The sequence below is a fragment of the Bradyrhizobium sp. LeoA1Lang genome (assembly GCF_055413685.1).
Genome location: NZ_JBVAPG010000017.1, coordinates 24,783 through 51,104, shown reverse-complemented (window position 1 = coordinate 51,104; position 26,322 = coordinate 24,783). Strand labels below are relative to the sequence as shown.

General features: G+C 61.3%; 29 protein-coding genes and 1 tRNA gene. 6 read left to right on the top strand and 24 right to left on the bottom strand.

Annotated features, from left to right (window positions below; translation table 11 throughout):
• From ACZYOF_RS08915 to motA, 19 genes are all read right to left on the bottom strand, one after another.
• The gene (locus tag ACZYOF_RS08915) at nucleotides 1-645 is read right to left on the bottom strand and encodes a hypothetical protein (protein ID WP_394565303.1); all 645 of its coding nucleotides are present in this window, start codon (nucleotides 643-645) and stop codon (nucleotides 1-3) included.
• Nucleotides 642-2,264: a flagellar basal-body MS-ring/collar protein FliF gene (gene fliF / locus ACZYOF_RS08910; protein WP_282529134.1), complete on the bottom strand. Its 1,623-nt coding sequence runs from the start codon at nucleotides 2,262-2,264 to the stop codon at nucleotides 642-644. Before fliF ends, ACZYOF_RS08915 begins: the two co-directional genes overlap by 4 nt.
• A gap of 129 nt (nucleotides 2,265-2,393) precedes the next feature.
• Entirely contained in the window at nucleotides 2,394-3,644 is a 1,251-nt protein-coding gene (locus ACZYOF_RS08905) for a flagellin N-terminal helical domain-containing protein (RefSeq protein WP_130577356.1), read from the bottom strand.
• Between the two features lie 317 nt (nucleotides 3,645-3,961).
• Nucleotides 3,962-4,696, bottom strand: coding sequence for a flagellar type III secretion system pore protein FliP (gene fliP / locus ACZYOF_RS08900; RefSeq protein ID WP_463715509.1), 735 nt, complete (start codon nucleotides 4,694-4,696; stop codon nucleotides 3,962-3,964).
• On the bottom strand, nucleotides 4,693-5,148 hold the full coding sequence (locus ACZYOF_RS08895) for a flagellar basal body-associated FliL family protein (protein WP_394565304.1): 456 nt from the start codon (nucleotides 5,146-5,148) through the stop codon (nucleotides 4,693-4,695). Before ACZYOF_RS08895 ends, fliP begins: the two co-directional genes overlap by 4 nt.
• 50 nt (nucleotides 5,149-5,198) lie before the next feature.
• Nucleotides 5,199-5,900, bottom strand: coding sequence for a flagellar basal body L-ring protein FlgH (flgH, locus tag ACZYOF_RS08890; RefSeq protein WP_130577358.1), 702 nt, complete (start codon nucleotides 5,898-5,900; stop codon nucleotides 5,199-5,201).
• The gene (locus tag ACZYOF_RS08885; protein ID WP_282529132.1) at nucleotides 5,897-6,553 is read right to left on the bottom strand and encodes a MotE family protein; all 657 of its coding nucleotides are present in this window, start codon (nucleotides 6,551-6,553) and stop codon (nucleotides 5,897-5,899) included. The genes flgH and ACZYOF_RS08885 overlap by 4 nt, the downstream gene beginning before the upstream one ends.
• A 100-nt stretch (nucleotides 6,554-6,653) precedes the next feature.
• On the bottom strand, nucleotides 6,654-7,757 hold the full coding sequence (gene flgI, locus ACZYOF_RS08880) for a flagellar basal body P-ring protein FlgI (protein WP_207234390.1): 1,104 nt from the start codon (nucleotides 7,755-7,757) through the stop codon (nucleotides 6,654-6,656).
• Nucleotides 7,754-8,233 carry a flagellar basal body P-ring formation chaperone FlgA gene (gene flgA / locus ACZYOF_RS08875; RefSeq protein ID WP_463715508.1) on the bottom strand — a complete coding sequence of 160 codons (480 nt, stop codon included), beginning with the start codon at nucleotides 8,231-8,233 and terminating at the stop codon, nucleotides 7,754-7,756. The genes flgI and flgA overlap by 4 nt, the downstream gene beginning before the upstream one ends.
• A 21-nt stretch (nucleotides 8,234-8,254) precedes the next feature.
• Nucleotides 8,255-9,043, bottom strand: a complete 789-nt coding sequence (flgG, locus tag ACZYOF_RS08870) for a flagellar basal-body rod protein FlgG (RefSeq protein WP_130577359.1) — start codon at nucleotides 9,041-9,043, stop codon at nucleotides 8,255-8,257.
• Nucleotides 9,044-9,053: 10 nt separating this feature from the next.
• Nucleotides 9,054-9,374 carry a flagellar hook-basal body complex protein FliE gene (locus tag ACZYOF_RS08865; RefSeq protein WP_130577388.1) on the bottom strand — a complete coding sequence of 107 codons (321 nt, stop codon included), beginning with the start codon at nucleotides 9,372-9,374 and terminating at the stop codon, nucleotides 9,054-9,056.
• Nucleotides 9,375-9,380: 6 nt separating this feature from the next.
• Nucleotides 9,381-9,800, bottom strand: a complete 420-nt coding sequence (gene flgC / locus ACZYOF_RS08860) for a flagellar basal body rod protein FlgC (RefSeq protein WP_463715507.1) — start codon at nucleotides 9,798-9,800, stop codon at nucleotides 9,381-9,383.
• A gap of 11 nt (nucleotides 9,801-9,811) precedes the next feature.
• Nucleotides 9,812-10,189, bottom strand: coding sequence for a flagellar basal body rod protein FlgB (flgB, locus tag ACZYOF_RS08855; RefSeq protein ID WP_130223165.1), 378 nt, complete (start codon nucleotides 10,187-10,189; stop codon nucleotides 9,812-9,814).
• Nucleotides 10,190-10,282: 93 nt separating this feature from the next.
• Nucleotides 10,283-11,359, bottom strand: a complete 1,077-nt coding sequence (flhB, locus tag ACZYOF_RS08850) for a flagellar biosynthesis protein FlhB (RefSeq protein ID WP_463715506.1) — start codon at nucleotides 11,357-11,359, stop codon at nucleotides 10,283-10,285.
• Nucleotides 11,360-11,371: 12 nt separating this feature from the next.
• A complete protein-coding gene (locus ACZYOF_RS08845; protein WP_130577362.1) occupies nucleotides 11,372-12,406 on the bottom strand; it encodes a flagellar motor switch protein FliG in 1,035 nt (344 codons plus the stop codon).
• Between the two features lie 11 nt (nucleotides 12,407-12,417).
• Entirely contained in the window at nucleotides 12,418-12,816 is a 399-nt protein-coding gene (fliN, locus tag ACZYOF_RS08840; RefSeq protein ID WP_463715524.1) for a flagellar motor switch protein FliN, read from the bottom strand.
• Nucleotides 12,817-12,867: 51 nt separating this feature from the next.
• Entirely contained in the window at nucleotides 12,868-13,149 is a 282-nt protein-coding gene (locus ACZYOF_RS08835; RefSeq protein ID WP_130577363.1) for a hypothetical protein, read from the bottom strand.
• Nucleotides 13,130-14,065, bottom strand: coding sequence for a flagellar motor switch protein FliM (locus tag ACZYOF_RS08830; protein ID WP_130577364.1), 936 nt, complete (start codon nucleotides 14,063-14,065; stop codon nucleotides 13,130-13,132). The genes ACZYOF_RS08835 and ACZYOF_RS08830 overlap by 20 nt, the downstream gene beginning before the upstream one ends.
• A complete protein-coding gene (motA, locus tag ACZYOF_RS08825) occupies nucleotides 14,065-14,910 on the bottom strand; it encodes a flagellar motor stator protein MotA (protein ID WP_245475706.1) in 846 nt (281 codons plus the stop codon). Before motA ends, ACZYOF_RS08830 begins: the two co-directional genes overlap by 1 nt.
• Nucleotides 14,911-15,220: 310 nt before the next feature.
• On the opposite strand from motA, the gene flgF reads away from it, so the two are divergent.
• From flgF to ACZYOF_RS08810, 3 genes are all read left to right on the top strand, one after another.
• Nucleotides 15,221-15,952 (top strand): flagellar basal-body rod protein FlgF, encoded by a 732-nt coding sequence (flgF, locus tag ACZYOF_RS08820; protein WP_130577366.1) that lies wholly within the window; start codon nucleotides 15,221-15,223, stop codon nucleotides 15,950-15,952.
• Between the two features lie 29 nt (nucleotides 15,953-15,981).
• Nucleotides 15,982-17,313, top strand: coding sequence for a flagellar protein export ATPase FliI (gene fliI / locus ACZYOF_RS08815; protein WP_463715505.1), 1,332 nt, complete (start codon nucleotides 15,982-15,984; stop codon nucleotides 17,311-17,313).
• A 107-nt stretch (nucleotides 17,314-17,420) separates the two neighbouring features.
• Nucleotides 17,421-18,203, top strand: a complete 783-nt coding sequence (locus tag ACZYOF_RS08810; protein ID WP_463715504.1) for a ThuA domain-containing protein — start codon at nucleotides 17,421-17,423, stop codon at nucleotides 18,201-18,203.
• Nucleotides 18,204-18,233: 30 nt separating this feature from the next.
• On the opposite strand, the gene ACZYOF_RS08805 is transcribed toward ACZYOF_RS08810, so the two are convergent.
• On the bottom strand, nucleotides 18,234-19,040 hold the full coding sequence (locus ACZYOF_RS08805) for an NAD-dependent protein deacetylase (protein ID WP_463715503.1): 807 nt from the start codon (nucleotides 19,038-19,040) through the stop codon (nucleotides 18,234-18,236).
• A gap of 220 nt (nucleotides 19,041-19,260) precedes the next feature.
• Between ACZYOF_RS08805 and selA the strand changes: the two genes are divergently transcribed.
• The 3 genes from selA to ACZYOF_RS08790 all read left to right on the top strand — a co-directional run bounded on the left by selA (nucleotide 19,261) and on the right by ACZYOF_RS08790 (nucleotide 22,731).
• The gene (gene selA / locus ACZYOF_RS08800) at nucleotides 19,261-20,682 is read left to right on the top strand and encodes an L-seryl-tRNA(Sec) selenium transferase (protein WP_463715502.1); all 1,422 of its coding nucleotides are present in this window, start codon (nucleotides 19,261-19,263) and stop codon (nucleotides 20,680-20,682) included.
• A gap of 3 nt (nucleotides 20,683-20,685) precedes the next feature.
• A complete protein-coding gene (gene selB, locus ACZYOF_RS08795; RefSeq protein WP_463715523.1) occupies nucleotides 20,686-22,683 on the top strand; it encodes a selenocysteine-specific translation elongation factor in 1,998 nt (665 codons plus the stop codon).
• Nucleotides 22,636-22,731: transfer RNA gene (locus tag ACZYOF_RS08790), tRNA-Sec, on the top strand. The genes selB and ACZYOF_RS08790 overlap by 48 nt, the downstream gene beginning before the upstream one ends.
• 13 nt (nucleotides 22,732-22,744) lie before the next feature.
• Here ACZYOF_RS08790 and selD read toward each other — a convergent pair.
• The 4 genes from selD to fdxH all read right to left on the bottom strand — a co-directional run bounded on the left by selD (nucleotide 22,745) and on the right by fdxH (nucleotide 26,318).
• Nucleotides 22,745-23,791 carry a selenide, water dikinase SelD gene (gene selD / locus ACZYOF_RS08785; protein ID WP_463715501.1) on the bottom strand — a complete coding sequence of 349 codons (1,047 nt, stop codon included), beginning with the start codon at nucleotides 23,789-23,791 and terminating at the stop codon, nucleotides 22,745-22,747.
• 3 nt (nucleotides 23,792-23,794) lie between these two features.
• Entirely contained in the window at nucleotides 23,795-24,652 is an 858-nt protein-coding gene (gene fdhE / locus ACZYOF_RS08780) for a formate dehydrogenase accessory protein FdhE (RefSeq protein ID WP_463715500.1), read from the bottom strand.
• A gap of 71 nt (nucleotides 24,653-24,723) precedes the next feature.
• Complete coding sequence (locus ACZYOF_RS08775; protein ID WP_463715499.1) at nucleotides 24,724-25,410, bottom strand: formate dehydrogenase subunit gamma; 687 nt, start codon at nucleotides 25,408-25,410, stop codon at nucleotides 24,724-24,726.
• Nucleotides 25,407-26,318 (bottom strand): formate dehydrogenase subunit beta, encoded by a 912-nt coding sequence (gene fdxH, locus ACZYOF_RS08770; protein ID WP_130577375.1) that lies wholly within the window; start codon nucleotides 26,316-26,318, stop codon nucleotides 25,407-25,409. Before fdxH ends, ACZYOF_RS08775 begins: the two co-directional genes overlap by 4 nt.
• Nucleotides 26,319-26,322: the final 4 nt, after the last annotated feature.

Here is a 26,322-nt window from a genome sequence, read left to right as displayed (position 1 = left end):
TCAGTTCAGGATCGCGAACTTCAGTCGCTCCGCCCAGAGCTTGATCTGGGTTTCAAGGAAGACCTGATCGACGGTGACGGAAGCCTCCGCCACCGGAGCGGCCCGAAGCTCCACCGCAATCGCGCGTACCGCAAGCTTGCCGCGCAGCACCTCCACCAGTTCGGCAGGGCATGTGACCCGCAAAGCCGGCCGGCGAACATCGGAGGCGACCGACGCGAGCTGCTCGACGAAGGTGCTAACCGCCTGCTTCTGCACCGCGTTCGAAATGAACGGCTCGAGGATGCGTGCCGTCACTCCGGCGATCTTGGCTTCAAGCTGCGCGCCCGCTTCGGCGATCTCGCTGGCAATCTTGACAGCCATTTCATCCAGCAGATTGTGCTTTTCCTCGGCGAGCTGCATGCTCAGCCTGTGTCTCTCGTCGGCAAGCTTCTGCTCGAACTCGGCCAAGGCCGCCGCATAGCCGCTGGACCTTCCACGCTCATACGCCTCGTCCTCGGCGGACGGAGGCGGCGGGGCCGCCGGCCTCGGCTGCGCCTTGGGAGTGGAATGCTGGGTGTAGTCGAACGGAATGACGCGGCTACGAGCCTTCTGCGGCTCCGGCTGATCGAAGCTTGCCAGCAAACGCGCGACCTTGTCCGAACTCATGCCGACTCCTCCTGCCTAATCCATTGCTTGAGAATCGCTGCCGCCTGCTTCTCATCAAGCTGAACGATTTGCTCCAACCGCCTCTGTGGAGCGTGCAGAACTCTTTTCGATATATCCTGGACGAGATTTGGCGGCTCTTCCCCGAACTGCTCCATCGAGCCGCCCTCGCGGCCGAGTAGCGCGGCGGTCTCGCCCGTCTCGAGCTGGGCAGTCTCGGCCGAGCGGGAGTCGAGGATCGCGTTGATCGCGGGCCGCAGGCCGAACCAGATCAGCATTGCCGCGACGGCGACGATCGCGACCGCGCTGACGAAGGCGCCCGACTGCCGCATCAACACATCGGTGAAAGTGATTGCAGGAACCGGCGGGAAGTCGCGCGCGCCTTCCATGAACTCGACCGCCGACACCTGGATCTGGTCTCCACGCTGACGGTCAATACCTGCCGCGGTTGCGGCGAGCTGGCTGATCTCGGCGACCTTTGCCTCCAAGGCCGCATCGCTGGCCTTGTCGCCAAGGCTGGCCTGGAGGCGCGGACGATTGACCAGCACCGCAAGGAACAGCTTGTTGACGACGTAGCCATCGCTCACGGTCGTCGTCGTTTTCGACGACACCTCAAAGTTGGTGACGTCCTCGCGCCGCTGCTTCTCATCGTTGGTATTCTTGTTACCGGACGCGTTGATCTGTTGATCCGGCAGGTTCTGCTGCACCGTCGTCGGCGTCTGCCGATCCAGGCTCTGCGACGATTCCTTCTCACGAACGGCGCGAACCGATCTCTGGACGCGGGACTCCGGATCGTAGACGGTCTCGTTGGTCTGCCGCTTGTCCGTGCTGAGCTGAGTGGCGACGCTGACTTCAAAATTGTCGAGCCCCAGATAGGGCGCAAGCGCCTTGCTGACATTCTCCTGGATCAGCCGGCTGACGACGCGTTGCAGGTTCGCCATGCTTGTCGGCGCCGCACCCTCGTCGTCTGATGAAAGCAGCGATCCATCGCTGTCGAGGACAGTCACCTTGTCGGCCGCCATCCCCGGGACGGCCGCGGCGACGAGGTGACGAATCGATCGCGCCGTTTTGGCATCGGCAGCCCCGTCGGTCCGGATCACAACAGATGCCGAAGGCGGCTGCTGCTCGCGCCGGAACGATCCACGCGCCGGCATGACAATGTGGACGCGCGCGGCCTTCACGCCTTTGAGGACCTGGATCGTACGGGCGATCTCGCCTTCGAGTGCGCGGACGCGGGTGACTTCCTGCATGAAGGAAGTGAGACCGAGGGAGCCGATCTTGTCGAACAGCTCGTAGCCTCCGCTGCTGCTGTTCGGCAAACCTTTCTCGGCCAGCAACGTTCTTGCCTGGGCGGTCTGCCCCGGTCGCACGAAGATGGTGTCGCCTGAGGCATTCACATCAAAGGCAATGCTAGCGTCGCGCAGGACCGAACCGACGCGCGAGACGTCTTCCCGGCTAAGACCGGTGTAGAGCACATCGAATTCCGGCCGACTCAAGTAATAGGCGCCGCCGCCCACACCCAAGAAAACGGCAAGGCCGACAAGCGCGAGCACGGTGAGGCGCCTGGGGCCAAGCTCGAGCAGATTGTTCCAGAGCCGTTGCGCATGTTCGCGGTTAACCATCAAACCCTCTGCCATACTTCCGAATCGATTCTCGATCGTGAAGCTTGTCCGAGGGTTGCGCGGCGCGAAGGTAGCAAAACGGCCGCGACCAGGTCGGTCGCGGCCGTCGTAGTCACGAGGTCGAGTCTACTAGCCGCGGAACAGCGACAGGATGCTCTGGCTGCCCGCGTTCGCGATCGACAGCGCCTGAATGCCGAGCTGCTGCTGGGTCTGAAGGGCCTGCAGACGGGTCGATTCAGCGTTCATGTCGGCGTCGACGAGCTGGCCGATACCGCGATCGAGCGAGTCAGTCAGGGTCTTGACGAAGTCCTGCTGCAGGCCGATGCGGTTCTTGATGGCACCGAGGTTGGTCGCCGAGTCGGTGATCTTGGCGAAAGCATCCTGAGTGCCCTGGATGTAGGTCTCGAGCTTGTTGAGGTCAGCAGCGCTGTCGGTGAGCTTCGAGATGTCCAGCGTCGCGACGCTGAAGGTTTCCCAGGCCGTACCGTTATAGGCATCGTAGGTCTGGTCGAGGATGCCCTTCTTGGTGGCGACCGGCGGGGTGATCGCGGTCATCGAGACCGCGGCACCGAGACCGGAGACGCTGGCGTCGATCGAGATGTCCGCGTCGTTGCGGCTCTTGAACGACAGCGCGTCACCGGCCGCCGAGACGCCGACCGACAGACCCTCGATGCCGAGCTTGTTGATCGCCGTCGCGATGTCCTTGAGGGAGGTGTTCTTCGCCACAGCGATGTTGGTGGCCGTGCCGCCGACGGTCACCACGATGTTGCCGCCAACGTCGTTGGTGGCATCGTAGGCACCCGTGGTGGCCGTCGGGAAGGCCTGCGCGGCGTAGGTGGTGTCCAGGTTCGCGTCGTAGAGCTTGATCGAGTCAAGATTGACCGAAAGCGTGTCGATCTTGACGGTGCCGCCGGCACGAGAGAAGGACGAAACGACGGTCTTCGAGGAGTTGTAGCTCGCCGAGGTCGAATCGACCGAGATCCAGTTTTCACCGTTGAAAACCGCGCTGTCGGCGGTGTTCTTCAACTGCTTCTGCAGTTCGGTAATTTCGCTCTGGATCTTGGCGCGATCGACGCCAGGCGTACGGGCGGCAACCAGCTTCGCGTTGATCTGCGAGACGACGCTGACAGTGCCGTTCAGGCCCGTATACATCGTGTCGATGGTCGCGGCGCCGAGGCCGAGGGCGTCCTGCACGGCGCTCAGAGCCATGTTGTCCGAACGCATCGTGGTGGCGATCGACCAATAAGCGGCGTTATCGGACGCCGTCGACACCCGGTAGCCGGTGGAGATGCGGTTCTGGGTGGTCGCAAGACCCGCGCTAACCGTCCGCAGGGTCTGCAGAGCGGTCATGGCGGAGGAGTTGGTCATCAAGCTTGACATTGATTATGTCCCTTAGTGTGAGGTGTTTATCTGGGGGGACATACCGGGCTTTCACCGGTACGGCAGGGCGGCATCATGCCTTTGGGGTTGAAGGAACACCCAACCTGCCGTTCATCCTTGCTAGCATCCGAACCTTACCCAGAGCTGAACAGCAGCTCGAAGATTTGCGGTCCGGATGCCATGCCAGGCACCCGATGCCAGATCATGATCCGATCAGACGAAATCGGATCATGATCTCATCTCTTTGTTAAGCATGATCTCCGCGCAAACGCTGTGCATTTATCGCGAGGGAAAACCGGTTTTTTCCGGATCATGCTCTACTGGAACGATCGTACCAGGCCGATGGCGAGGAGATTCCACCCATCGATCAGCACGAAGAACAGCACCTTGAAAGGAAGCGCGAACACGGTCGGCGGCATCATCATCATGCCCATGGACATGGTAAGCGTGGCGACAACCATGTCGATCACCAGAAACGGCATGATGACCAGGAAGCCAATCTCGAAGGCCCTTCGCAGCTCGGAAATCATGAAGGCGGGTATGATCACGCGCAGATCGATCCGCTGGCCGTCAGGCCGCGTCTTGAAGCCTTCGGCCGCCAGGCTTTCAAAGCTTTGCAGATCCTTCTCGCGAACATGCGCCATCATGAAATCGCGGAACGGATCGGTCACACGCGTAAATGCTTCCTGCTCGGAAATTTCGTTCTGCATCAAGGGCTGAACGCCGTCCTTCCAGGCGCGGTCAAATGTCGGGGCCATGACATAGAAAGTCATGAAGAGCGCAAGGCTGATCATGACGATATTTGACGGCGTCGTCTGCAGTCCGAGGCCTGCGCGCAGGAACGAAAGCGCGACGACGAACCTCGTGAAACTCGTCACCATGATCAGAAGTCCGGGCGCCAGCGACAACACCGTGAGCAGCGCCACGAGCTGGATGATCCGGCCACTGGCGCTTCCGCCGCCTTGCGGGATCAGCGTGGACAGATCCGGAATCTGGGCCGCCGCCGCGGTGGGGAGAAGAGCCAGGAGCAGGACGAGGCAGAAACGCTTCATTGGATGACCAGTGTTTCGATGATCAGTTCGCGCACCTTTCCGCCCGAACGGATCGCCGCCCGCTCGTTGAGATCCTCGCGAAGATACTGCAGCCCGCGCGCGCCCTCGATTTGCGTCGCCGACACCGTTCGCAGGTAGGACACGATGTCTTCGCCCAGCCGGGCCGCGAGAAGGTTCGCCTCCTCCTCGTTCATCTGATCGGTGACGACCGATCCCTCCATGCGGACCCAGGTGCCGGTCGGCGCCGCCAGGTTGGTCACTACCGGTGAGATCTTCCGCAGGCGCGCCGTCGGACTGAATGCGCTGGCGACCGGCCGCTCCACGGGATCCTTTTGGCTATCCGCGATCCGCTGCCCGGCAGACAGGAGATACAGGCTGGCAAGGCCGCCCGCCCCAGCCGACAGCATCGTAATCAGCAACAATGCGGCCAACCATTGCATCACGTTTCCCATGCTCCGCTCCGCCGCCTGACGAGCTTCGCCACTTCTGGCCGCACCATCGGCTAGAACGGCCCGACCTGGTCGTAGATCTGTTGCCCCCACGCCGGCTGCTGCACCTCCATGAGCCGGCCGCGGCCACCATAGGAAATTCGCGCCTCTCCGATCTTGTCGTAGGGAATGGTGTTGTTGCGGCCGATGTCCCGCGGCCGGACGATACCGGCAACGTTCACGATGCGCAGTTCGTAATTGACGCGCATTTCCTGCGATCCGCTGATCAGCAGGTTACCGTTCGGCAGCACGTCGACCACGACCGCCCCGACCGAGAACTTGACCTCATCGGTGCGGTCGATCTTGCCCGCTCCCTTGGTCGACGTTTGCGAGTCGACGTTGCCATTGGCCTGTCCCTTGGGCGACCAGCCAAATATGTCGACGAGGTAGTCGGCGCTGAACTTCGTCTTCGAATCCCGTGACCGGTCGGTCTTGTTGTCGAAGGTCGCCTTGTCGTTCATGGAGATGGTGACGGTGATGAGATCACCGATGCGTGCTGCGCGCGGATCGCGGTAAAGATCCCTCCGCTCGTCCCACAGCGAGTGATAGCCTGCAGCGTATCGGCTGCGCGGCTCGACGGGAACCGCGCGCGCTTCGGCGTGCAGGCCTTGGCCGATCGGCGACATATAGGGCGCCTGGTTGATCTCGGCGAGGCTGCTCATGCAGCCCCCCAGAGCGAGAACCGGAAACAGAGAAAGTAAGCGAAGAACCTTCATTTGTTCGTCTTCCCGTCGTCGGGGCGCCGCATGCCCGCCAGGGTATCGGCCAGGTGGGCGGCGCGCCCGGTCTCCATCTCGTTGAGGATCGCGCTTGCGGTCCGCACGCGAAGCTTGGCGAGCACGGCAGCCGCCGTTTCATCCGCCATGCTGGCGATCTGCCGTGCGGCGGCATCCGGGTCCATGCCGGAGTAAATCTCGACGACGTTGTCTTCCGCCTTCTTCAGGAAGTCTTCGCGCAGCTTCAGCCATTTCTCGTACTCGGCGCGCTTCGCCTCCAGCTCGGCGATCCGCTCCCGAAGCTTGGCCTCGGACGCTTCAAGCTGCTTTTGCTGCCACGCCACGCGCGCGTCCAACGCTGCATCCGTGATGTTCTTGCAGAAGTCGGTGGCGTCGGATCCGCGCTGATCGGTTGTCGCCGGCTCTGCAGGCACCGATGGCGACGCTGCATTTTTTGCAACGGTCGCAGTCGTCAGCGGCAGCTCAAGCTGGGAGTTGCCGGACGGCGCCTCCGGCTTGGCGACAGGGCGAGACGGCACCGCGCGCGATGTCTTGGCGAAGTTGGCCAGGTTCAGCGGCTTCGACAATTTCTGCTCAGGCTGCGCCCATGCCGACGCCTGCGCGGAGAGCGCAAGACACCCCGCAAGGAGCATGCTTCTTCCCAGCAACGTCGCGCGCCTCACCATCCGCTCTCCGCACAGCATCTGTCCGAAGCGTTGCACGTTCAAGCTTGTGCGACGCTGACGCGACGTTCTACTGGATGACAAGATCGGCTTGCAGTGCGCCCGCCGCCTTGATCGCCTGCAGGATCGCGATGATGCCCTGCGGCTTCAATCCGATCTGGTTCAAGCCACGCACAAGACGCTGCAAGTCCGTTCCGCGCAAGATCGCGACTTGCGCGCCATTCTCACCGGCTTCGATGAACGTTTGCGGCACCACGACCGTTTCGCCGCGGCGCGAGAATGGCCCAGGCTGGGAAACGACCGGCATCTCGGTGATCCGAACCGAGAGATTGCCGTGGGTGACGGCGACGGTCGAGACCTGGACGTTTCGGCCGATCACGACGGTGCCGGTCCGTTCGTCGATGACGACACGCGCGGGTGTATCAGGCTCGACCAGCAGTTCGCCAATCTCGGCGATGAAACGAACCGGCGCGACCGAGCGCGGCCGCGACAATACGATCGACCGGAAGTCGCGCTCGAAGGCCATGCTGGCGCTGTATCGTCCCTGACCGTAGTGGTTGATGGCGTCGATGATTCGCGTCGCGGTGACATAATCCGGATTTTTCAGCTCGAGAATGAGCGATTCCATCTGGTAGAATTTGCCTTGCACCTCGCGCTCGATCAGCGCGCCGTTCGGAATGCGGCCTGAGGTCGGAACGCCCTGACTGACCGTCTGCGCGGCACCTTCGACCGAGTATCCGCCGACTGCAATGGCGCCCTGGGCCACGGCGTAGACCTCACCGTCGGCGCCGCGGAGTTGGGTCATGAGGAGAGTGCCCCCCAACAGCGAAGAGGCATCACCGAGCGAGGAGAGCGCGACATCCATCCGCGAACCACCGGTAGCGTACGGCGGCAGATCGGCCGTCACCACGACAGCGGCGACGTTTCGCGTCCGGAGCAACGTTCCCCGGATGTTGATCCCCATATTATCGAGCATCGATTGCAGCGACTGCTCGGTGAAAGGGGCGTTGCGTAACGTATCACCGGTCCCTTTAAGACCGATCACCAGACCGTAGCCGATAAGCTGGTTTTCCCGCACACCCTTGAGGTTGGCGATATCCTTGATCCGCACCGCGGCATCGGCGACGGTGCAGGAAAGCAGCAGGACGATGAATGATAGAAGTCGCAATATCATCCGTTTTGAATCCGCACCGATCCGTCCGACTGGACGACGCCTCTGATGATCACGCCGGTATCGAGGTTCCGAAGCTGGATCATGGTGCCCGGACTGCCGGACTGCAGCGATGAGGCGTAGGTGACGATGGTAAGCGATCCGTCCTCGACAATCACCTTGACGACATTGCCTCGCGCCACGAGTTTCTGCTCTTCGAGGGCGTTGATCGGGATCGGCTGGCCCGCCACCAGCGTCCTTCGCGCGACCCGGCCAACGAGCGATGCCCGGTCGGCGGCAAAGGCCGCTGCACCGGGCATGTTCGGCGCGAAGGCGCGATCGATGATCAACTCGTCCTTGATCAGATCGCCCGGATAGATCACCGTTGCCGGCACGAGCAAGCGCACGGATTCTTCCGCGATCGCGCCACCACCTGCACCGCCCGCAGCGAGCAAGAGCGCTGCGAGCAAGGAAACCAGGGCGAACTGGACGAGCTTCAAGACGCTTCTCCGCTTGCGATCCTATCGAAGGCCCTTGGAGACCGTCGACGCCATCTCGTCGGCCGCCTGGATCACCTTCGAGTTCATTTCGTAAGACCGCTGCGCCGAGATCAATTCGGTGATCTCCTTGACCGGATCGACGTTCGAACTCTCCAGATAGTGCTGATGGATCTTGCCGAAGCCGATATCGCCGGGAACGCCAACGACCGGGACGCCGGACGCCAACGTCTCCTTGTAGAGATTGCCACCAAGTGGATCGAGGCCGGCCTCGTTGGCGAAATTCGCGAGATTTAGCTGGCCGAGCAGGCGCGGATTAACCTCGTTGTCCAGCTTGGCGTACACCTGGCCCGATTCATTGACCGTGACATCGACCGTCCCTTGCGGGATGATAATCGCGGGATCGACGTTGTAACCATCCGCCGTCACCAACTGTCTGTCCGCGTTGGTATTGAACGCCCCGGCGCGGGTGTAGAGCGTTTCGCCGTTCGGCCCCACGACCTGGAACCACCCTCTGCCGTTGACGGCGAGATCGTAGGTATTGCCGGTTTGCGCCAACGCGCCCTGCAGGTGCAACTTGCGCACGGCCACCGACCGGACGCCCAGCCCCAGCTTGGCCCCTTCGGGGACCGCAGCTTCGCCGGAGCGGTTCGGAACGCCCTGCATGCGATCGACCTGGTAGAACAGGTCGGTGAACTCGGCTCGCGAACGCTTGTACGATGTCGTATTGATGTTCGCAATGTTGTTGGCGATGACCTCGACATTGAGCTGCTGCGCGCTCATTCCGGTCGCCGCGATGGCAAGCGCTCTCATTTGCTATCCCTCAGATCGCCATTCGGCTGACTTCTTGGTACGCCTGCACGACCTTGTCGCGCACGGCGACCGCCATCTGCAGCGTCTGCTCGGCGGACATGACGGCCTCCACCACGCTCTGGGCCGACACCTTGCCCTGGATATACGACACCGACGCGGCCTCTCCGCCCTTGAGGCTACCGATCGCATCGGCGGCAACCTGCTCCAGGACTCCGTCAAAACCGAGCGAGGGTCGAGCCGCCTGCGGCGCGGCCGGCGCGGACGTCGCAACGCTGCTTGATTGAACGACGCCGGCAACGTCTTTCAGAACCGAAGAAACCGCTTCCATCATCATGGACTATGCCCCCTTCAACAGATCGATCGTCATGGCAACCATCGACCTCGCCTGCTTGATCACCTGCAGATTGGCCTCATACGACCGGTTGGTTTCCCGCATGTCGGCCATTTCGATCAGCATGTTCACGTTCGGCAGCTTGACATAGCCGTTCTGGCCGGCCGCCGGATGAGTTGGCTCGTAGTCGACCCGAAACGGAGCACGGTCGACACCGATGTCCTTGATTTTCACGACCCGCACACCCGCCGCGCGATCGACCTCCGCAGAGAACGTCGTGGTCTTGCGTCGGTAGGGCTCGGCACCGGGCGTACGGCCAGTGGAGTTGGCGTTTGCCATGTTCTCGGATACGACGCGCATTCTGGTCGACTGCGCCTCAAGTCCGGAACTGGCGATTTGAACTGATGCCTGCAGCGGATCGATCATCAAGCCTCGCGTTAGCTCTTTGCACCGGTCATGAACATGCGGTGAAACGATTTGACGATTGCGACATTCAACGAATAGTCCTTGTTGATATCGCCCGCCTTGAGCATTTCCTGCTCGAGGCTCACCGAGTTTCCGGAGTGAACGACTTCCCAGCTATTCTCCTTGCGCGTGCCCTGCGGACGCACGAGCGAGCCGGTGGTCATATGTTTCGGAGATGTGACTGCGAGCGGCACGACTTTGGTATCGAGTATCTTGTCGAACGGCTCGATATCCTGCGCTCGGTAGCCGGGCGTATTTGCATTGGCTACGTTCGACGAAATCGTGGACTGCCGAAGCGACAGCCAGCGTGCGTGAGATGAGGCAAGATCGAAGAGATAAACGGGTCCCACAACGTCCTCGTCACAGTCATCCTATGACGATCGTATACGAACCCAAACTTGTCCGAGGCTGTTGAAATCTCCGCCGTTGATGCGGAGCGTTTTTCACGCACCCGCCTTCTGCTTGCGTGAATGCAGGAAATAGATGATTTCGGCCACCGGACGAAAGAACTCTTGCGGAATCACGCGGTCGACCTGGGCGGCACCGTACATGGATCTCGCAAGCATCTTGTCCTCCACGACCGGCACATTGTTCTGCTCGGCGATTTCCCTGATCTTGAGAGCGATGAGATCCTGCCCCTTCGCAAGCACGGTCGGAGCTGCATCTTCGCCATGTCGATACTTCAGGGCGATCGCATAATGAGTGGGATTGGCCACGACCAACGTCGCGCGGGGGACCGCAGCCAGCATCGACTTTCGTGCCCGATCGCGGGCCAACGACCGCAGCCGCGACTTGACAAGAGGATCACCCTCGGCCTGCTTGAATTCGTCCTTGAGCTCCTGCCGTGTCATGCGCAGGTCACGCCGCCAATGGAATCGTGCCCAGACGAGATCGAGTGCCACCAGCACGATAGTAGCAATGCTGATTGCCGATACGAGCCGCATCGCAGTCGTCAAGATAAGTTCCGGAACGCCGGTCGGGTCGCTAAACAAGGAATTCACGGCCACAGCCTCCTCGGCCCTCAATACGATGCTCACCACAATGCCTACGGCAAAAAACTTAAAAGCGGCCTTCAGGAACTCGACGCGTCCCTGACCGCCGAACAATCTTTCCCATCCTTGGGAAATCGAAATACGTGAGCTGTCGGGCGTTATCCTCTCGAACACCAGACGCGGAGCGTTCTGCAGAAACGAAGCCGCCAACCCGGCAATCGCCAAGACGATCACGATTGGAAGCAATAGCGCGGCCGAACTGCCCCCGATGACGACCATGAATTCCACCGCATCCGCACCGTTACGGATGCGAATCCCGGAGGGATCATCGATCAACCGGCTCAGCGTCGATGCCAGTTTCCGGACACTGTCGACCGTAAGGAAGCTCAGGATGATGAGGAGCGCGATCATGGACGAGAAGACCGACGCTTCACGCGAGACCGGAATTTTGCCCTTCTCGACGGAGTCTCTTATCTTCTTTTCCGTCGGCTCTTCGGTCTTGCTCTCCTTGTCGGGTCCCTCGGCCATAACGGTCAGTCTTTACGTGAATACCGGCTGATCTTCCTGATCCGGATTGAGCTCGATCTCTCCTCGCCCGGCCATGTCGAGCGCAAGGTCCGTGATCGTGCGGCGCGCCTCCAGGATTTCGCGCTGGTTCGAAGGGACGCTGCTGGCAAGCTCGTGCTCGACCAGCCGGCGCGTCCGCGACGCCAGCGACGACAGAATGAGTTCGCGAAAGCTCGTATCCGTTCCCTTCAGCGCCGTCACCGTGCGATCGGTCGGGACCTGGTCGAAGATCAGCATGCGCGCCTTGGCGGTGAGATTGACGATATCGTCAAACGTGAACAGCATCCCTTTCAGTATCTCCGCCGACTTCGGTCGCGATTCGGAGAGATTCTTCAGCGATTCCTCCATCTGCGTCCGCTCCATCTTGTTGATGATGTCGGCCATGCGAGGATAGGTGTCGGATGCGAGGTTGCGCCCGAAGTTGATCATGAAGTCTTCGTGCATGGTCTTCTCGATGACCCCCATCGCCTCCTCGACAACGGGTTTCAGGCTCAGCATGCGGCGCATCAGATTGTGCCGCAAATCCGCCGGCAGCAGGCTCATCACGCGTGCGGCGCACGCGGGCTTCACCCTGGAAAGGATCAAGGCGGCCGTTTGCGGATGCTCCTTGAGCAGATAGTTGGCCAGCAGGCTTTCGGACACGGAAGAGACCCGTTCCCACACCGACTTGGTCTTGTTGCCGAGCACCTCCGATATGATGTCCGTGACCTGCTCGGGAGGAAGAACGCCGGTCAGCAGTTTTTCCAGCTCGCCGACCGTTCCGAAGATGTTTGGCCCGGTCGTGAAGTGCTGGGCGAACTCCTCGATGATCGCCTCGAGCTCGGGACCTGAAATAGGCTTCAATTCCGCCGCTGCGCGCGTGACGAGCTTGATCTCTTCCGGATCGAACTCCTTTAGAACGCCGCCCGAGAGCTCCCGACCCATGGCCAGAAGGAGCGCGGCAACCTTCTCGGTACCGCTCAGCGGCCTGGCTTCGGAGCTACGCTTTGCAGGTGCATTGAACGCCATTCGGAGATCCCTTACGCCTCTGCATCGCCTGGGGATCCTCCGACGATTTCGGTGAGCGACACGCCGAATCGCGAGTTCTCATCCTCCACGACGACGACCGCGCCGCGCGCCACGATTCGGCCGTTGACAACCACCTCCACCGGCTCGCCAACGCGATGATCAAGCGGAATGACGGCGCCTCGCCCCAGCTTCATCAGATCGGCGACCGGCATCGTCGCCGAGCCAAGAAGAACCTGGACAGTGACCGGAATGCGCAGGATCGGCTCGAGGTTTGTAAGTCGGCTGGTTTCCTCCGCCGCGCGCGCAGCAAGATCCGCCAGTTTTCCGAACGCGGCTCCTCCCAGCTTGGCCGTCTCCGACGGATTCGCCGTCGGCGCGGTAGCTGATTCGGTTTCGAATGGCTGCTTCATTTCACGTGCTTTCTCGGCAATTTCGTTTTCTGGCGACCACGCCAATTATAACTACCTGCGGGACACATCGGCGCGAGTTTCGATATCGATGATTGCCTTGCGCGCCTCTTCGATCTTGCTCCCGAGGATGTTGACGAGCTGCTTTCCATCGGCGCTGAACTCCCGCACCATGAGCACCATGTCGTCCATGGTTTCAGTGGTCTTGCCCAGAATGAAAGCGAAGTCTCCCTGACTGGCGCGCAGGTGAACGAGCTCCCGGTGCATCCTCGTCACACGGATGGTGGTGACAAGCAGCGCCGCCAGGAGAATAAGGTCAACGAGATAGGATGCCATCGATGAACTCCCGCTTTTGATCCGCCGATTCCTTGACTTGCAGTGAATAGGCCCCGTTTAGCTGTCCCATTTGGCACCAGAACAGCCGCTGATTGTTGCACTCGAGCCTCACGAGGGTGCTCGGCGTGGCATTCAGCTCGATCACCTGACCCACCTGGAATCCCGCGACTTCGCCGAGAGTGAGCGAGCGCTCCTCGAGCACTGCTTTCAGCACCACCTCGGTGCGCTGTATCTCGTTGTGGAGCTGCTTGCTCCAGTTCGGGTCCGTGGATACGGACTCTCCGGACACGATCTGCGAGAGCGCCTGGCGGAGAGGATTGAGAACCGAGTGCGGAATGACGATGAACATCTCGCCACCGCGGTCCAATCCCTGGACCAGAATCTTGGCATATACCGCCATGTTGTTGAGCCGGCCGATTGCCAGATAATCCATCCGCGTCTCGACGCGTTCCAGATTGAACTGGACATCCGAAGCGCGCGAGAACGACGATTGCAATGCCTTGCCGAAGCGTTCGAACAGCGCTTCGGCAACATGCAGCTCCACGTTCGAGAAAACGCGCGGCATGTCCAGCGGCGGCTCCGCCCCGTCGGAGCCGAACAACAGCTCCACCATTGTATATACGAAGTCGCGATCGAAGCCGATGAGGATTCGGCCGTCCCACGCCTGAGCGTAGAACACCGCCACGATCGCCTCTGATTCGCGGCCGTCGAGAATCTCGGAAAGACGGTCGCTACCGACGCCGGTCAGCGAAAAATACGACTGCGATGGCGACATCGACCGGAGACTCTCGGCGCAGAGGTTGGTCATCTGATCGAAGATCACATGCAGCATCGGCATGCGATCGACCGAGATTCCGGCAGCCCCGAGCAGTTGATCCGGCGCCGGCTCGTGCCGCAGCGGCTTGCTTTCCGACATTAGGCCTTTGCTCCCGCCACTTTCGCCCCCTGTTCACCACCGCCGCCCTTTGCGGCGCCGGCGATGGTTTCGTTTTCGACCACGTCGATCGAGGGACGATCGCCAGGTCCGATCATCTTGCGGCCATGCTCGATTGCGATCTGCGGCAGCGCGCCGTTCATGAAGGCGAGCAGCGTCTGCTTGACGATGATGTACATCCGGCATTGCTGCTCGCGCACCATTTTGACCTTGTGCGCCAAGGGCGCAACAAGACCGTACGAGAGAAAGATTCCGGCAAATGTTCCGACCAGCGCCGCCCCGATCAGGCCACCGAGAAGCTTGGGCGACTGATCGAGCGCCCCCATCGCCTTGATGACGCCCAGGACCGCAGCCACGATCCCGAGCGCCGGCAGGCCTTCCGCAACCATCATCAGAGAATGGTACGGCTTCAATTTGCTGCGAACGATCGTTTCGATCTCTTCGTCCATCAGCGCCTCGATTTCATGCGGTCGCGCACTTCCCATGACGATCAGGCGAAAATAGTCGCAAATGAAATGCACGAGAGAATCGTTGGCAAGTACGGTCGGAAAGTTCTGGAAGATCTCCGACGATGTCGGGTCGTCAATATGCGCCTCGACTTCATTGCGCCCCTTGTTGCGCACTTCGCGCATGAGCGCGTGCAGAAGTCCGAGCAGGTCGAGGTAGTGGCGCTGCTTCGGCACAGCCACGGTAAGCGCCTGTACGGTCGCGACACCCGTGTCGATGACGACCTTCCAGGGGTTCGCGACAATATAGGTGCCGATCGCCATGCCGGCGATAATGACAAACTCCCACGGCTGCCAGATCACGCTGACATGCCCACCCATCGCCACGAAGCCGCCCAGCAGGCTCGCGATCGTGACGATGACGCCAAAAAGAATGCTCAAGCCCACCGCTCCGAATTGGGACACATTCGTTTAGGCAGCGATCCTTGCACGAGGCTGTCATTGGACCGGCGCGGACAGCCTCACACAAGCTTGCCGGTCGATTTTTCAGCCAGTCTTAATCCTTGTGGGCGCGCAGGAGTTGCTTCCGCGATGGTGTCCCACGATCGCAAACTATCGGAGATCTCCGGCAATCCGGCTCGATCTCCGAGCAGGCCGCACGCACGAACCTCAAGATCGGAAGATAGCCGGTATGCAATCAGCGCTCTATGTCAGCCTTTCCGCTCAGGTCGCCGTCGAAAAGAGGCTTGAGACCATCGCCAACAATCTGGCGAACATGAAGACGACCGCTTTCCGCGCCGACGCAGTGAAGTTCGAAACGGCAATGTCGCGCGCCGCATCCCAGCCCGTCGCCTTCTCGACTCCCGGAGAAAACTTCATCTCTCGAAGGCCCGGAAGTGTGACGCGGACCGAGAATAGCCTCGACGTCGCCGTCATCGGGAACACATGGATGGGGTTTACCGGTCCCACCGGCAAGGCTTACACACGGGACGGCCGGATGCAGATCAACCGCACTGGCGAATTGCAGACCGTTTCAGGGTTCCCCGTGCTCGATGCAGGCGGCACGCCGATCATCGTCGATCCCGAGGGCGGACCGCTGACGATCTCGCGAGACGGGACCATTACGCAAAACAACAACCAGGTCGGGGTGCTCGGCCTGTTCGACATTCCTGTGGGCGCAAAGCTGGAGCGCTACGGCAATTCGGGGGTCATTCCGGACCGTGCCGCGACGCCCGTCGTCGATTTCATGTACACCGGCTTCCAGCAGGGCTTTGTCGAGGAGTCCAACGTCGACCCGCTGTCGGAGCTGACACAGTTGATCACCGCGTCGCGGGCGTTCCAGAGCGTCACCTCGCTCGTCGAGGGCTCCGAGGGCACAATGCAGAACGCGATTCGCTCGCTTGGCGAACCGTCCAAGGCATAGCGGCCAGCAACACAGGAGCCTGGTAATCGATGAATGCGCTGGAGCGGCTGGAATCGACGCTTTCGTCGCTCCGCAAGGACGTGCCGACGGTCCGGGTGGGCGGCACCGTTTCAGAGGTCGCGCCGACGCATTACCGCGTGTCGGGCCTCTCGCGATTCGTAAGACTGGGCGAGTTGATCGGGCTCGAAATCGATGGCCAGGTACAACTCGGCGAGGTCGTTCGTATCGACGGGAACGGCGTCACTGCCAAGCCGTTCGATTCCCACATCGGGGCGGGCCTGGGTCTCGTTGCCTATCGTCATCCACCGAAGACGATCTCGCCGCATCCGAGTTGGAAGGGCCGGGTGCTCAACGCCCTCGCCGAGCCGATCGACGACGCTGGCACGTTGCACGTCGGCGACCGGGTGATGTCAACGGATGCGAGCCCACCGCCCGCCATCAGCCGGGCCCGCGTGCGCACGCCGTTGCGGACGGGAGTGCGCGTGCTGGATCTGTTTACGCCGCTCTGCGTCGGGCAGCGCATTGGTATTTTTGCCGGATCGGGCGTCGGCAAGACAACGTTGCTGTCCATGATCGCGCAAAGCCAGGGCTTCGACACCGTCGTCACGGCCTTGGTCGGCGAGCGCGGCCGCGAGGTACGCGAATTCCTCGAGGAGGCACTGGTTCACCATCGATCGCGCGCGATCACGGTGGTGTCCACGAGCGACGAGAGTCCGATGATGCGCCGCCTGGCGGCAAAGACCGCCACCACGATCGCCGAATATTTTCGGGATCGCGGCGAATCGGTGCTGCTGATCGTCGATTCGGTCACGCGATTCGCTCATGCGGCCCGCGAAATCGCGCTGGCCACCGGCGAGCCCGCGGTTGCGCGCGGCTACGCCCCAAGCGTCTTTAGCGAGCTGCCGCGCCTGCTCGAACGGTCCGGACCCGGCATCGACGGACAGGGCTCAATCACCGGCATTTATTCCGTGCTCGTCGATGGCGATGACCACAATGAGCCGGTAGCAGACACGGTGCGCGGCACCCTCGATGGGCACATAGTGCTTGACCGGGAGGTCGCAGATCAGGGGCGCTATCCCGCCGTCAACGTACTTTCATCGGTATCGCGCCTCGCCCAGCAAGTCTGGACCGCGGATGAACGCAATTTGCTGCGAAAGTTGCGCGCCATGATCGCGCGCTTCGAGGACACGCGCGATCTTCGGTTAATGGGCGGTTATCAGCCGGGTCGCGACGGCGAACTCGACCAGGCTGTCCAACTCGTTCCGAAGATCTACGATCTGATGCGGCAAGCGCCGTCGGACCCGCCGAGCCGTGAGCCGTATCAGGAATTGCTGAACCTCATCAAGGCCGCAATCGAGTAGCGATTTGTCTTTCTGGGCGCCAAGACCATCGCAGTGTCGTACATGCGCGCGACGATCGGCTCTCCCCTGTTCGCCTCGAAACCCTTCCACTTTGCGCGAGGGTGATTATGATTGCGCAGGCTGCGGGAGGGACCGTGAGGCGACGCGAGTTCATAGCGCTCCTCGGCAGCGCGGCGGCAATCCGGCCGTTCGGCGCGCGTGCAGAGCGGTTGCCGGAACGCATCCTTTATTTCACACTCTCCGCCGGCTATCGGCACGAAGTCATACCGCTTTCCGAGTCAATACTGACACAGCTTGGACGGAGTTCCGGCGCCTTTGAGGTCACTGCCACAGAAGACATATCCGAGTTTTCGACCGACAACCTCAGACGCTATGCCGGGGTGATGTTCTTCACCACCGGAGAACTCCCAATGAAGGACGCTGAAAAAGCAGCTCTTCTCAATTTTGTGCGCTCCGGCGGTGGTTTCCTCGGCGTTCATTCAGCCACGGACACGTTCTACACTTGGCCGGATTATCTTGATCTGATCGGCGGTTACTTCGATGGTCATCCATGGCATCAGGCCGTGACCATCAATGTCGTTGATCCCGGCAATCCACTGGTGGCGCATCTCGGCGATACCTTGCAGTTCGAGGACGAGATCTACCAGATCAGAGACTTCGACCATCGCGGATCACAGGTGCTGCTACGCCTCGACCAAAACTCGGTGGACCTTGGCAAGCCGGGTGTGCATCAACGGTCCTATGGCTGGCCCCTCGCCTGGACCCGATCTTACGGCCGGGGGCGAGTGTTCTATACGGCGCTGGGCCACGAGGCTTCAGTATGGCGCGACACTCGCTTTCAACGAATCCTCACCAACGCCATTCTTTGGTCTATTGGAAAGTCACCGTAGCTTTGTCGCTCCTGACGCTCGCCGGATTTCTCACAGCAAGAAGGCAAGTGCCGCTTCGCACCGATTTTCCACCTTCAGCGTGAGCAGGTGATCGGCTCGGGTCCGACCGAGATTGACAGCCGCGATCGGTAGGCCATTTTGAGCCGCCATCTGCGCGAAGCGAAAGCCGGAATAGACCATAAGCGAGGAACCGACGATCAACATGCCGTCGGCTTCGTTCAGATGGCTCCTGGCAGTGGCGACGATGTCGCGCGAAACATTTTCGCCGAAGAAGACGACATCCGGCTTGAGAACGCCCCCGCAGCACTGGCAAGCCGGGACGACAAAGCTTGAGAAATCTTCCTGCTCAACATCAGCGTCTCCGTCCGGCGCATCCGCAGCGTCCAAAGCGAGCCATGCGCCGTTCAAGCGCGCCAATTCGTCCTGGAAAGTCGACCTTGGCGTCGTCGACGCACATCCCAGGCACCGAACCATATCAAGCCGTCCGTGCAGGTCGATGACCTGCTTGCTGCCGGCAGCCTGGTGAAGCCCATCCACGTTTTGGGTCAGGAGAATCTTGCTTCGCCCCTTCGCTTCCAGCTTGGCCAGCGCATGGTGGGCATCGTTGGGCAATGCACGGCCGAATCTCCGCCACCCGATCAGGCTTCGTGCCCAATAGCGCTGCTGGGTCGCGTGCTCACGAATGAAGGCCTGGTAGGTGACCGGCGGTGTCCGCTTCCACTTGCCGTCGCTATCGCGATAGTCCGGGATACCGGAATTTGTACTACAGCCCGCTCCCGTCAGAACGAACAGACGTGAGTGGCGGTTGACGAAGTCCTCGAGCGCATGGTCGTGCATGGTGGGGAGTATCTAATGCACCGGTATCGCTGACGCCAGAGTTGGATCAGCTTCTGGACCCAGGATCAATCGCATCCCGGCGGAACGCGAGAGACTCAACCGATGGGTGCTCAGGGTATTGAAAACGTCCCAATTCATAGACACTTTGCAACAGGCGGGGACACAACCGCCCTTTAGAACGCTGGAGTTGCTCCCAACCCACCTAATGTCCGGAATGCGAATGAAAGATTCGACATCCGCCAGCCTGCGCAGCCTGCCATCTGTCTCGGCGATCTTGAATTCGGATTCGGCTGTCGCCCTGTTGCAGCGCTTTGGGCGCGTGGCGTCGACTGAGGCTATTCGCGCCACGATCGACGACGCCCGGAACGAGATAAGGAGCGGTGCCCCGCCTCCCAGCATCGAGGACGTTGCGCTTCGCGCCTTGGCGCTGCTCAACGAACGGGACATGTCAGGACTGCGTTCGGTGTTCAATCTGACCGGGACCATTCTGCACACCAACTTCGGCCGGGCCTCGCTTGCCGACGAGGCGATCGAGGCAGCCGTTGCGGCAATGCGCGGCCCCGTAGCACTCGAATTCGATCTCTCGACGGGCAAGCGGGGCGAGCGCGACGATCACGTGCGGCAGCTCCTTTGCGAGCTGACCGGCGCGGAAGACGCAACCATCGTCAACAACAATGCAGCGGCGGTTCTGCTCTGCCTCAACACGCTGGCTCAAGGGCGCGAAGCGATCGTCTCGCGCGGCGAACTGATCGAGATTGGCGGCGCCTTCCGTATGCCTGATATCATGGCGCGGGCCGGTGCAAACATGGTCGAAGTGGGAACCACCAACCGAACGCACGCGAAGGATTACCGCGCGGCACTGAGCGAACGGACCGGCGTCATCCTGAAAGTTCATACGTCGAACTATCGCATCCAGGGCTTCACGGCTGAAGTCTGCGCCGCAGAACTTGCGACCATCGCCAGCGAAGCGAGCGTTCCGCTCCTGAACGATCTCGGGTCCGGCACGCTGGTCGATCTTTCGAAATACGGTTTGCAAAAGGAGCCGACGGTGCGGGAGGCGGTTGCGGCCGGCGCCGGCCTCGTGACATTTTCGGGCGATAAGCTGCTTGGCGGACCTCAGGCAGGTTTCGTTGTCGGCAAGACATCCTTGATCGCCGCGATCAACCGCAATCCGATGAAGCGTGCGCTCCGCGTCGACAAGGTCAGACTTGCCGCCATCGAGGCGACGTTGAAGCTCTATCGCGATCCGGATCGGCTGGCCGAGCGATTGCCGACTTTGCGTTTGCTGGCGCGCACCAAGACGGATATCGAAGCTCAAGCTGGCCGGTTGCGCCCGGTCGTCGCTCAAGCCGTTGGCAAGGCTTACACGGTGGATTTGTGCAATTGTGAAAGCCAGATCGGCTCCGGCGCGCTGCCGCTCGACACCATCGCCAGCGCAGGTCTTGTGATTCGCTCCGCCTCCGGAAGCGGCGCGCTGGACCGATTGGCCGCCGGCCTGCGCGGGCTGCGACGGCCTGTGATCGGACGAATTGCAGATGACGGCCTGACGCTGGATCTGCGTTGCCTGTCGGAGGAAGATGAATTCGTATCCACGCTTTCCGAATTGAATCCTGCCGAATTGAATCCTGATGCGTCGACCTGAGCAATGATCATCGGAACGGCCGGCCATATCGATCATGGCAAGACCGCGCTGGTCAAAGCATTGACCGGCGTCGATGGTGACCGGCTGAAGGAAGAAAAAGCGCGTGGCATCACCATCGATCTCGGCTTCGCCTATCTGCCCGTCGATGGCGGGGAGATCCTGGGCTTTATCGACGTTCCAGGTCACGAGCGCCTGGTACATACCATGCTCGCCGGCGCAAGCGGCATTGACTTCGCCTTGCTCGTGATCGCCGCAGATGACGGCATCATGCCGCAAACGCTGGAGCATCTGGCGATCATCGATCTGCTTGGCATCAGGCACGGAATCGTCGCGCTGACCAAGTCCGATCTGGTTTCACCGCAGCGGCTTGCTGATCTCTCCGCGCAAGTCCGCGAAGCAATCGAAGGGACCACCATTGAGGGAGCCGACATTGTCCCGGTCTCCGCTCCGACGGGGCGGGGAATTGACGACCTGCGCGCAAGGCTGGCGGCGTCGGCAAAGCATGTTTCGCAACGTTCGGCGGCGGGCCGTTTTCGGCTCGCGGTTGACCGCGTCTTTACCCTCCAGGGGATAGGCGTTGTCGTTACCGGCACGGTGTTGTCCGGTTCCGTTCGCGTCGAGGATCACATCCTCATTAGTCCGTCGGGCCTGCCTGCGCGCGTGCGGTCCCTGCATGCTCAGAACAAACCGGCGGAGATCGGACGAGCCGGAGACCGTTGCGCGCTCAATCTCGCCGGCGAAGGCATCACGAAAGAGAGCATTCATCGAGGCGATGTGGTGCTGGATCCCGACCTGCACGCGCCAACGGATCGGATCGATGCCAGGCTGCGTCTGTTGCCGGGCGAGACCAAACCGATCAAGCAATGGCTTCCGGTCCGGTTGCACCACGCCTCTACCGAAATAGGCGCGCGCATCGTGCTGCTGGGCGATGAGCCCGTTCGTCCAGGCGCGACGGCCGATGTTCAACTCGTGCTGGAGCGGCCGATCGCCGCCGCCATTCCGGATCGCTACGTGATCCGCGATGCGTCCGCGCAACGCACGATGGGCGGCGGTTATTTCATCGATCTGCGTCCGCCGAAGCGGCGGCGCGGAACGGCCGAACGGCGGGCGCAGCGTGCCGCCCTTGCGCTTTTCGATCCGCTGACTGCTTTCAAGAAGCTGCTGGCCACATCGCCATTCGCCTGGGACCTCGCCGCCTTTGCAAGAGGCCGCGCGCTGTCCGCGACAGAAGCAAAGCGCATCGAAGACGCACTGGACCTGGTTGTCCTGGAGACGCGGGAATCGAGACTCGCGCTCGCCCCCGACCGTTGGCAATTGGTGCTCGCCGAGCTCACTGAGCACGTCGCCGCCTACCATCGCGACAATCCCGATCTGCAAGGGATCGGACGCGAGAAACTCCGGCTTATGTTCCAGCCGCCGCTGCCGGCGGCGGAATTCGCCGCAGCGTTGCAAAAAATGGCGTCGATGGGTCATGTTGTCCTCGACGGCTCCTTTGTGCGCTTGCCCACCCATGCCGTGCGTCTTTCGCCCAGAGATGAAGAATCCTGGGCCACGGTCCAACCGCTCCTGGCAGGAGGCGCCCGCTTCCGCCCGCCACGCGTGCGCGACATCGCGACCGCAACGGGGCATCCGGAGCGCGACATCCGCAGGCTGTTGAAGCTGGCCGGCCGGATGGGCTGGGCCGACGAAATCGCGCATGACCATTTCTTCTTGCGCGGCACGGTCCTTGAAATGGTGGGCATCGTTGCCGACCTTGCCGGCCGTTCCGCGAACGGCGTTTTCACCGCTGCGCAATTTCGCGACCGTGTCGAGAACGGCCGAAAGGTCGCCATCCAGATCCTCGACTTCTTCGATCGGCATGGCGTGACTGTCAACAAGGATGACATGCGCCGGATAAACCGGCATCGTCTGGACTTGTTCGGACCCCTGGTGCATTCAACCGATCAAATACAGGGAAGAGAATCGTCCCCGGTGGGGCGTTCGGACTTCAAATCCGAGTGAGGCAGCGAGCCTGTCTTTGGTGGGTTCGACTCCCGCTCTCTTCCGCCACTTCCTGAATGACCTAGATGATCTCAATGGCGGGCTCGCCTGCGCCGACCGATCCAATGATGCTGGCGCGCGGATAACCGGCCGCTTTGATCATCGCACAGATCGCCTCAGCTCGATCCGCCTTGCAGGCCACCAGCAAACCACCGGATGTTTGCGGATCGGTCAACAGCGCACGCCGCCATGACGGTAACTCAGGCGGCAGCATCACCTGATGACCGTAGCTCGCCCAGTTGCGCTCGGAGGCGCCGGTAATATAGCCCGAAAGCGCCAGCCGCTGCGCCGCTTCGAGAAACGGGATGCGGCCCTGCTCTATCGTCAGGCGCACGCGGGCCCCTCGCGCGATTTCAAGGCCATGCCCCAACAGGCCGAACCCGGTCACATCGGTGATGCCATGGACATCCGCGTCGTCACCCAGCACCTGACCGATCCGGTTCAGCAAGGTCGTTGACGCAATCATCTCCGCATAGGCCTCGTCGGAGAGTGCGCGCTTTTTGAAGGCGGCCGAATAGATGCCGATGCCAATGCCCTTGGTCAGGATCAACGCGTCACCGGGACGGGCGCCGGAATTCTTGCGAACGTTATCCGGGCTGCACAAACCGATCACAGCGAGACCATAGATCGGCTCCACGGAGTCGATCGAATGACCGCCCGCGATAGGAATGCCGGCCTCAGCGCAGATCGACGCGCCGCCGCCCAGAATCCCCTGCACGGTTTCGATCGGAAGTTTTCCGAGCGGCATGCCGAGAATAGCGAGCGCCATGATCGGCTTTCCGCCCATGGCATAGACGTCCGATATCGCGTTCGCCGCCGCGATCCGTCCGAAATCATGCGGATCGTCTACGACCGGCATGAAGAAATCGGTGGTCGCGATGATGCAGGTCTTGTCGTCGATCTGCCAGACCGCGGCGTCATCCCCGGTTTCGGTGCCGACGAGGAGCTGTGCGTAAGGCGCAGCCGCTGCTTGATTGGCGAGAAGTTGCTGGAGAACGGACGGGGCCAGTTTGCAGCCGCAGCCTCCTCCATGGGCAAGATCAGTCAAACGAACGGACGGTGTCAACATGGATCAACCTTCTCCCGTCAGCAGCAATGGATTGGGTGCGTGACGCGACCAGCCGGCTTCGCCGACAAGCACATCAAGCCCGAGTGTCGCGAGATCGTCGGCGAACGGGTCGGCCTTGGTGTCCTGCTTCTGGTAGATCATCTTCGCATAGGTATGGCATTCGTTGCAGGTCTCGGCTTTGACCGCGCCGCTGTCACCTTCGATACCTTCGAGCGCGACTGAGCGCGATTCGCCGCAAGTGATGCAAACCGCGCGAACGTGATTCCACGCCGTCGAGCAGAGCGAGCAGTAAAGATAACGCGCGCCCGGCGTCTGCCCCGACGCCGTCACCAGACCTGCGCTGGGTGTCGAGCCGCAGCACGGACAAAGTCCGCGGCGCTCCAACAAACGAAGCGACGATGCGGGCAGGCTCGCCGCCATGCGCGTGAAATAGACCTGCAATGCGGCGGCAATGTAGAGCGCCGCGCCGGCCTGCGAAGCTCCGACGTGGCCGTGAAGGAATGCATCGGCCAACCGCTCGAGCGTGGCGGCGTCGCTTGCGCGTAAGTCGGCCATGACCGCCAGCGCTTGTGGCGGCGCAGATGCGTTGTCGAAATTATCCAGTAATGCCGTCAAGCCGTCGCGCCAGGCAGAATCTCTGCGATGTCCATCCGCAGCGAGTGGCGGCATGCGGGCTTCGACCGCCTGTTCGACAGCAAATCGGTCGGGGGGCACGGGAGACTTCGCGGTGATCGCCGCGGCCTGCTGAGCCCGAGCGAGGTGCGACATGAAACGCAGCCAGTCTTCCATCGGATGCCCGGGCGCCAACGCAGCGAGCCGAGTGGATGTATTGGCGAATCTTTTCAACGGATCGGCAAGCACGATCGCCTCCGGAGCTTTGACGCCTCCGAGAACGCCCTCCCATTTTCCCTGCGGTGCGACTTCGCCTTGCCTCACGAACCGCTCCTTATCGATGGAGTGTCATGGCTTACGCGAGGCACCGGTCCTTTCGACCCTGTTTCTGCCAAACGTGTGAACCACTTGCGATGGTGCCGATATGCCCAGCCCGGCGTGACATAGCCTAGGGTCATGGCCCGCATCGAGCCTCTGATCCAGAGGCCGGCATAGACGTGGATGATCCATACGATGATCGCCCCGATGGCCGCCAGGCTATGGATCAGCACGGCGATCCGCTGCTGCTCGATCGTCGTGTACGACGAAAAATAGACTTCCCAGATCACAAGGCCGCTAAAGAACAGAACCGGCACCAGCAGAGCCATGGCCCAGAACACGAACTTCTGGCCGGCATTGAATCGCGCGACTTCCGGGACGCCGTCTTCCTCATTGACGAGAACGCGGGTGATGGCCCCGGTCCAGGCGAGATCGTCGCGAGTCCACATTTCATCGCGCCAGAACTGAATGATCAACCCGGTGTAACTGATGAACAGCACAACGCCGATCCATGGATGAGCGGCGCGTGTCCATTGGCCGCCCCCGAACAGGTTCGACAAGAAGAACAGCATGGGATGAAACATCGCCAGGCCCGACAACACCAGAAGCACGAAGCAGCCACCGGTGATCCAGTGGTTGATCCGGCTGGCTGCCGAATAGCGGATGATGGTGCCGCTCGGATATGTCATCGCGGCTTCTCCGCTGAACGCAACAGCCGCTCCGCTTCGGCTTCATCTTCAGGCTGCACGTCATTCGGCCCGACCGTGATCCAGTGGAAGAATCCGGCCAGCGCGGTGAACGCAAGACCGGCGAGCGCGACGGGCTTGATCAGCCCCTTCCAGAAGCTGACGAAATCACTGATATGCGGCTGTTCCGGCAAGTCCGAATAAATCGATGGCTTATCGGCGTGATGCAGAACATACATCACGTGCGTGCCGCTGACGCCCGGAGGATCGTAAAGACCGGCATTCTCAAAGCCGCGCGATTTCAGATCCTTGATCCGCTCTTGAGCCCAATCCGTCATGTCGCTCTTCGTCCCGAACATGATCGCGCCTGTCGGGCAGGTCTTGACGCAAGCCGGCTCCAGCCCCACCGACACCCGATCCGAGCACAGCGTGCATTTGTAGGACTTGTGATCGGTTTGGCTGATGCGCGGAATATTGAATGGACACCCTTTCACGCAATAGCCGCAGCCGATGCAGGCGTCGCTGACAAAATCCACGATCCCATTCGCATATTGCACGATCGCGCCGGGCGCCGGGCAGGCTTTGAGACAACCGGGATCTTCGCAGTGCATGCAGCCATCCTTGCGGATCAGCCACTCCAGATCGCCTTTTTCATTCTCCCATTCGTTGAAACGCATCAGCGTCCAGACTTCTGGGCCTAGATCCATCGGATTTTCGTAAGAGCCTTCGAAATATCCGACTTCGGGACGAAGGTTGTTCCATTCCATGCATGCCGACTGGCAGGCCTTGCAGCCAATGCAACGCGTCACATCGATGAGTTTTGCAACCTGTTGCTCGTAGTTGCGCGCTGCGGGAGGCGTCAAGGTCGTCGCTGAGCGCCGAATGTAGTCCTGGGACTGTAGGTCTGCCATTGAT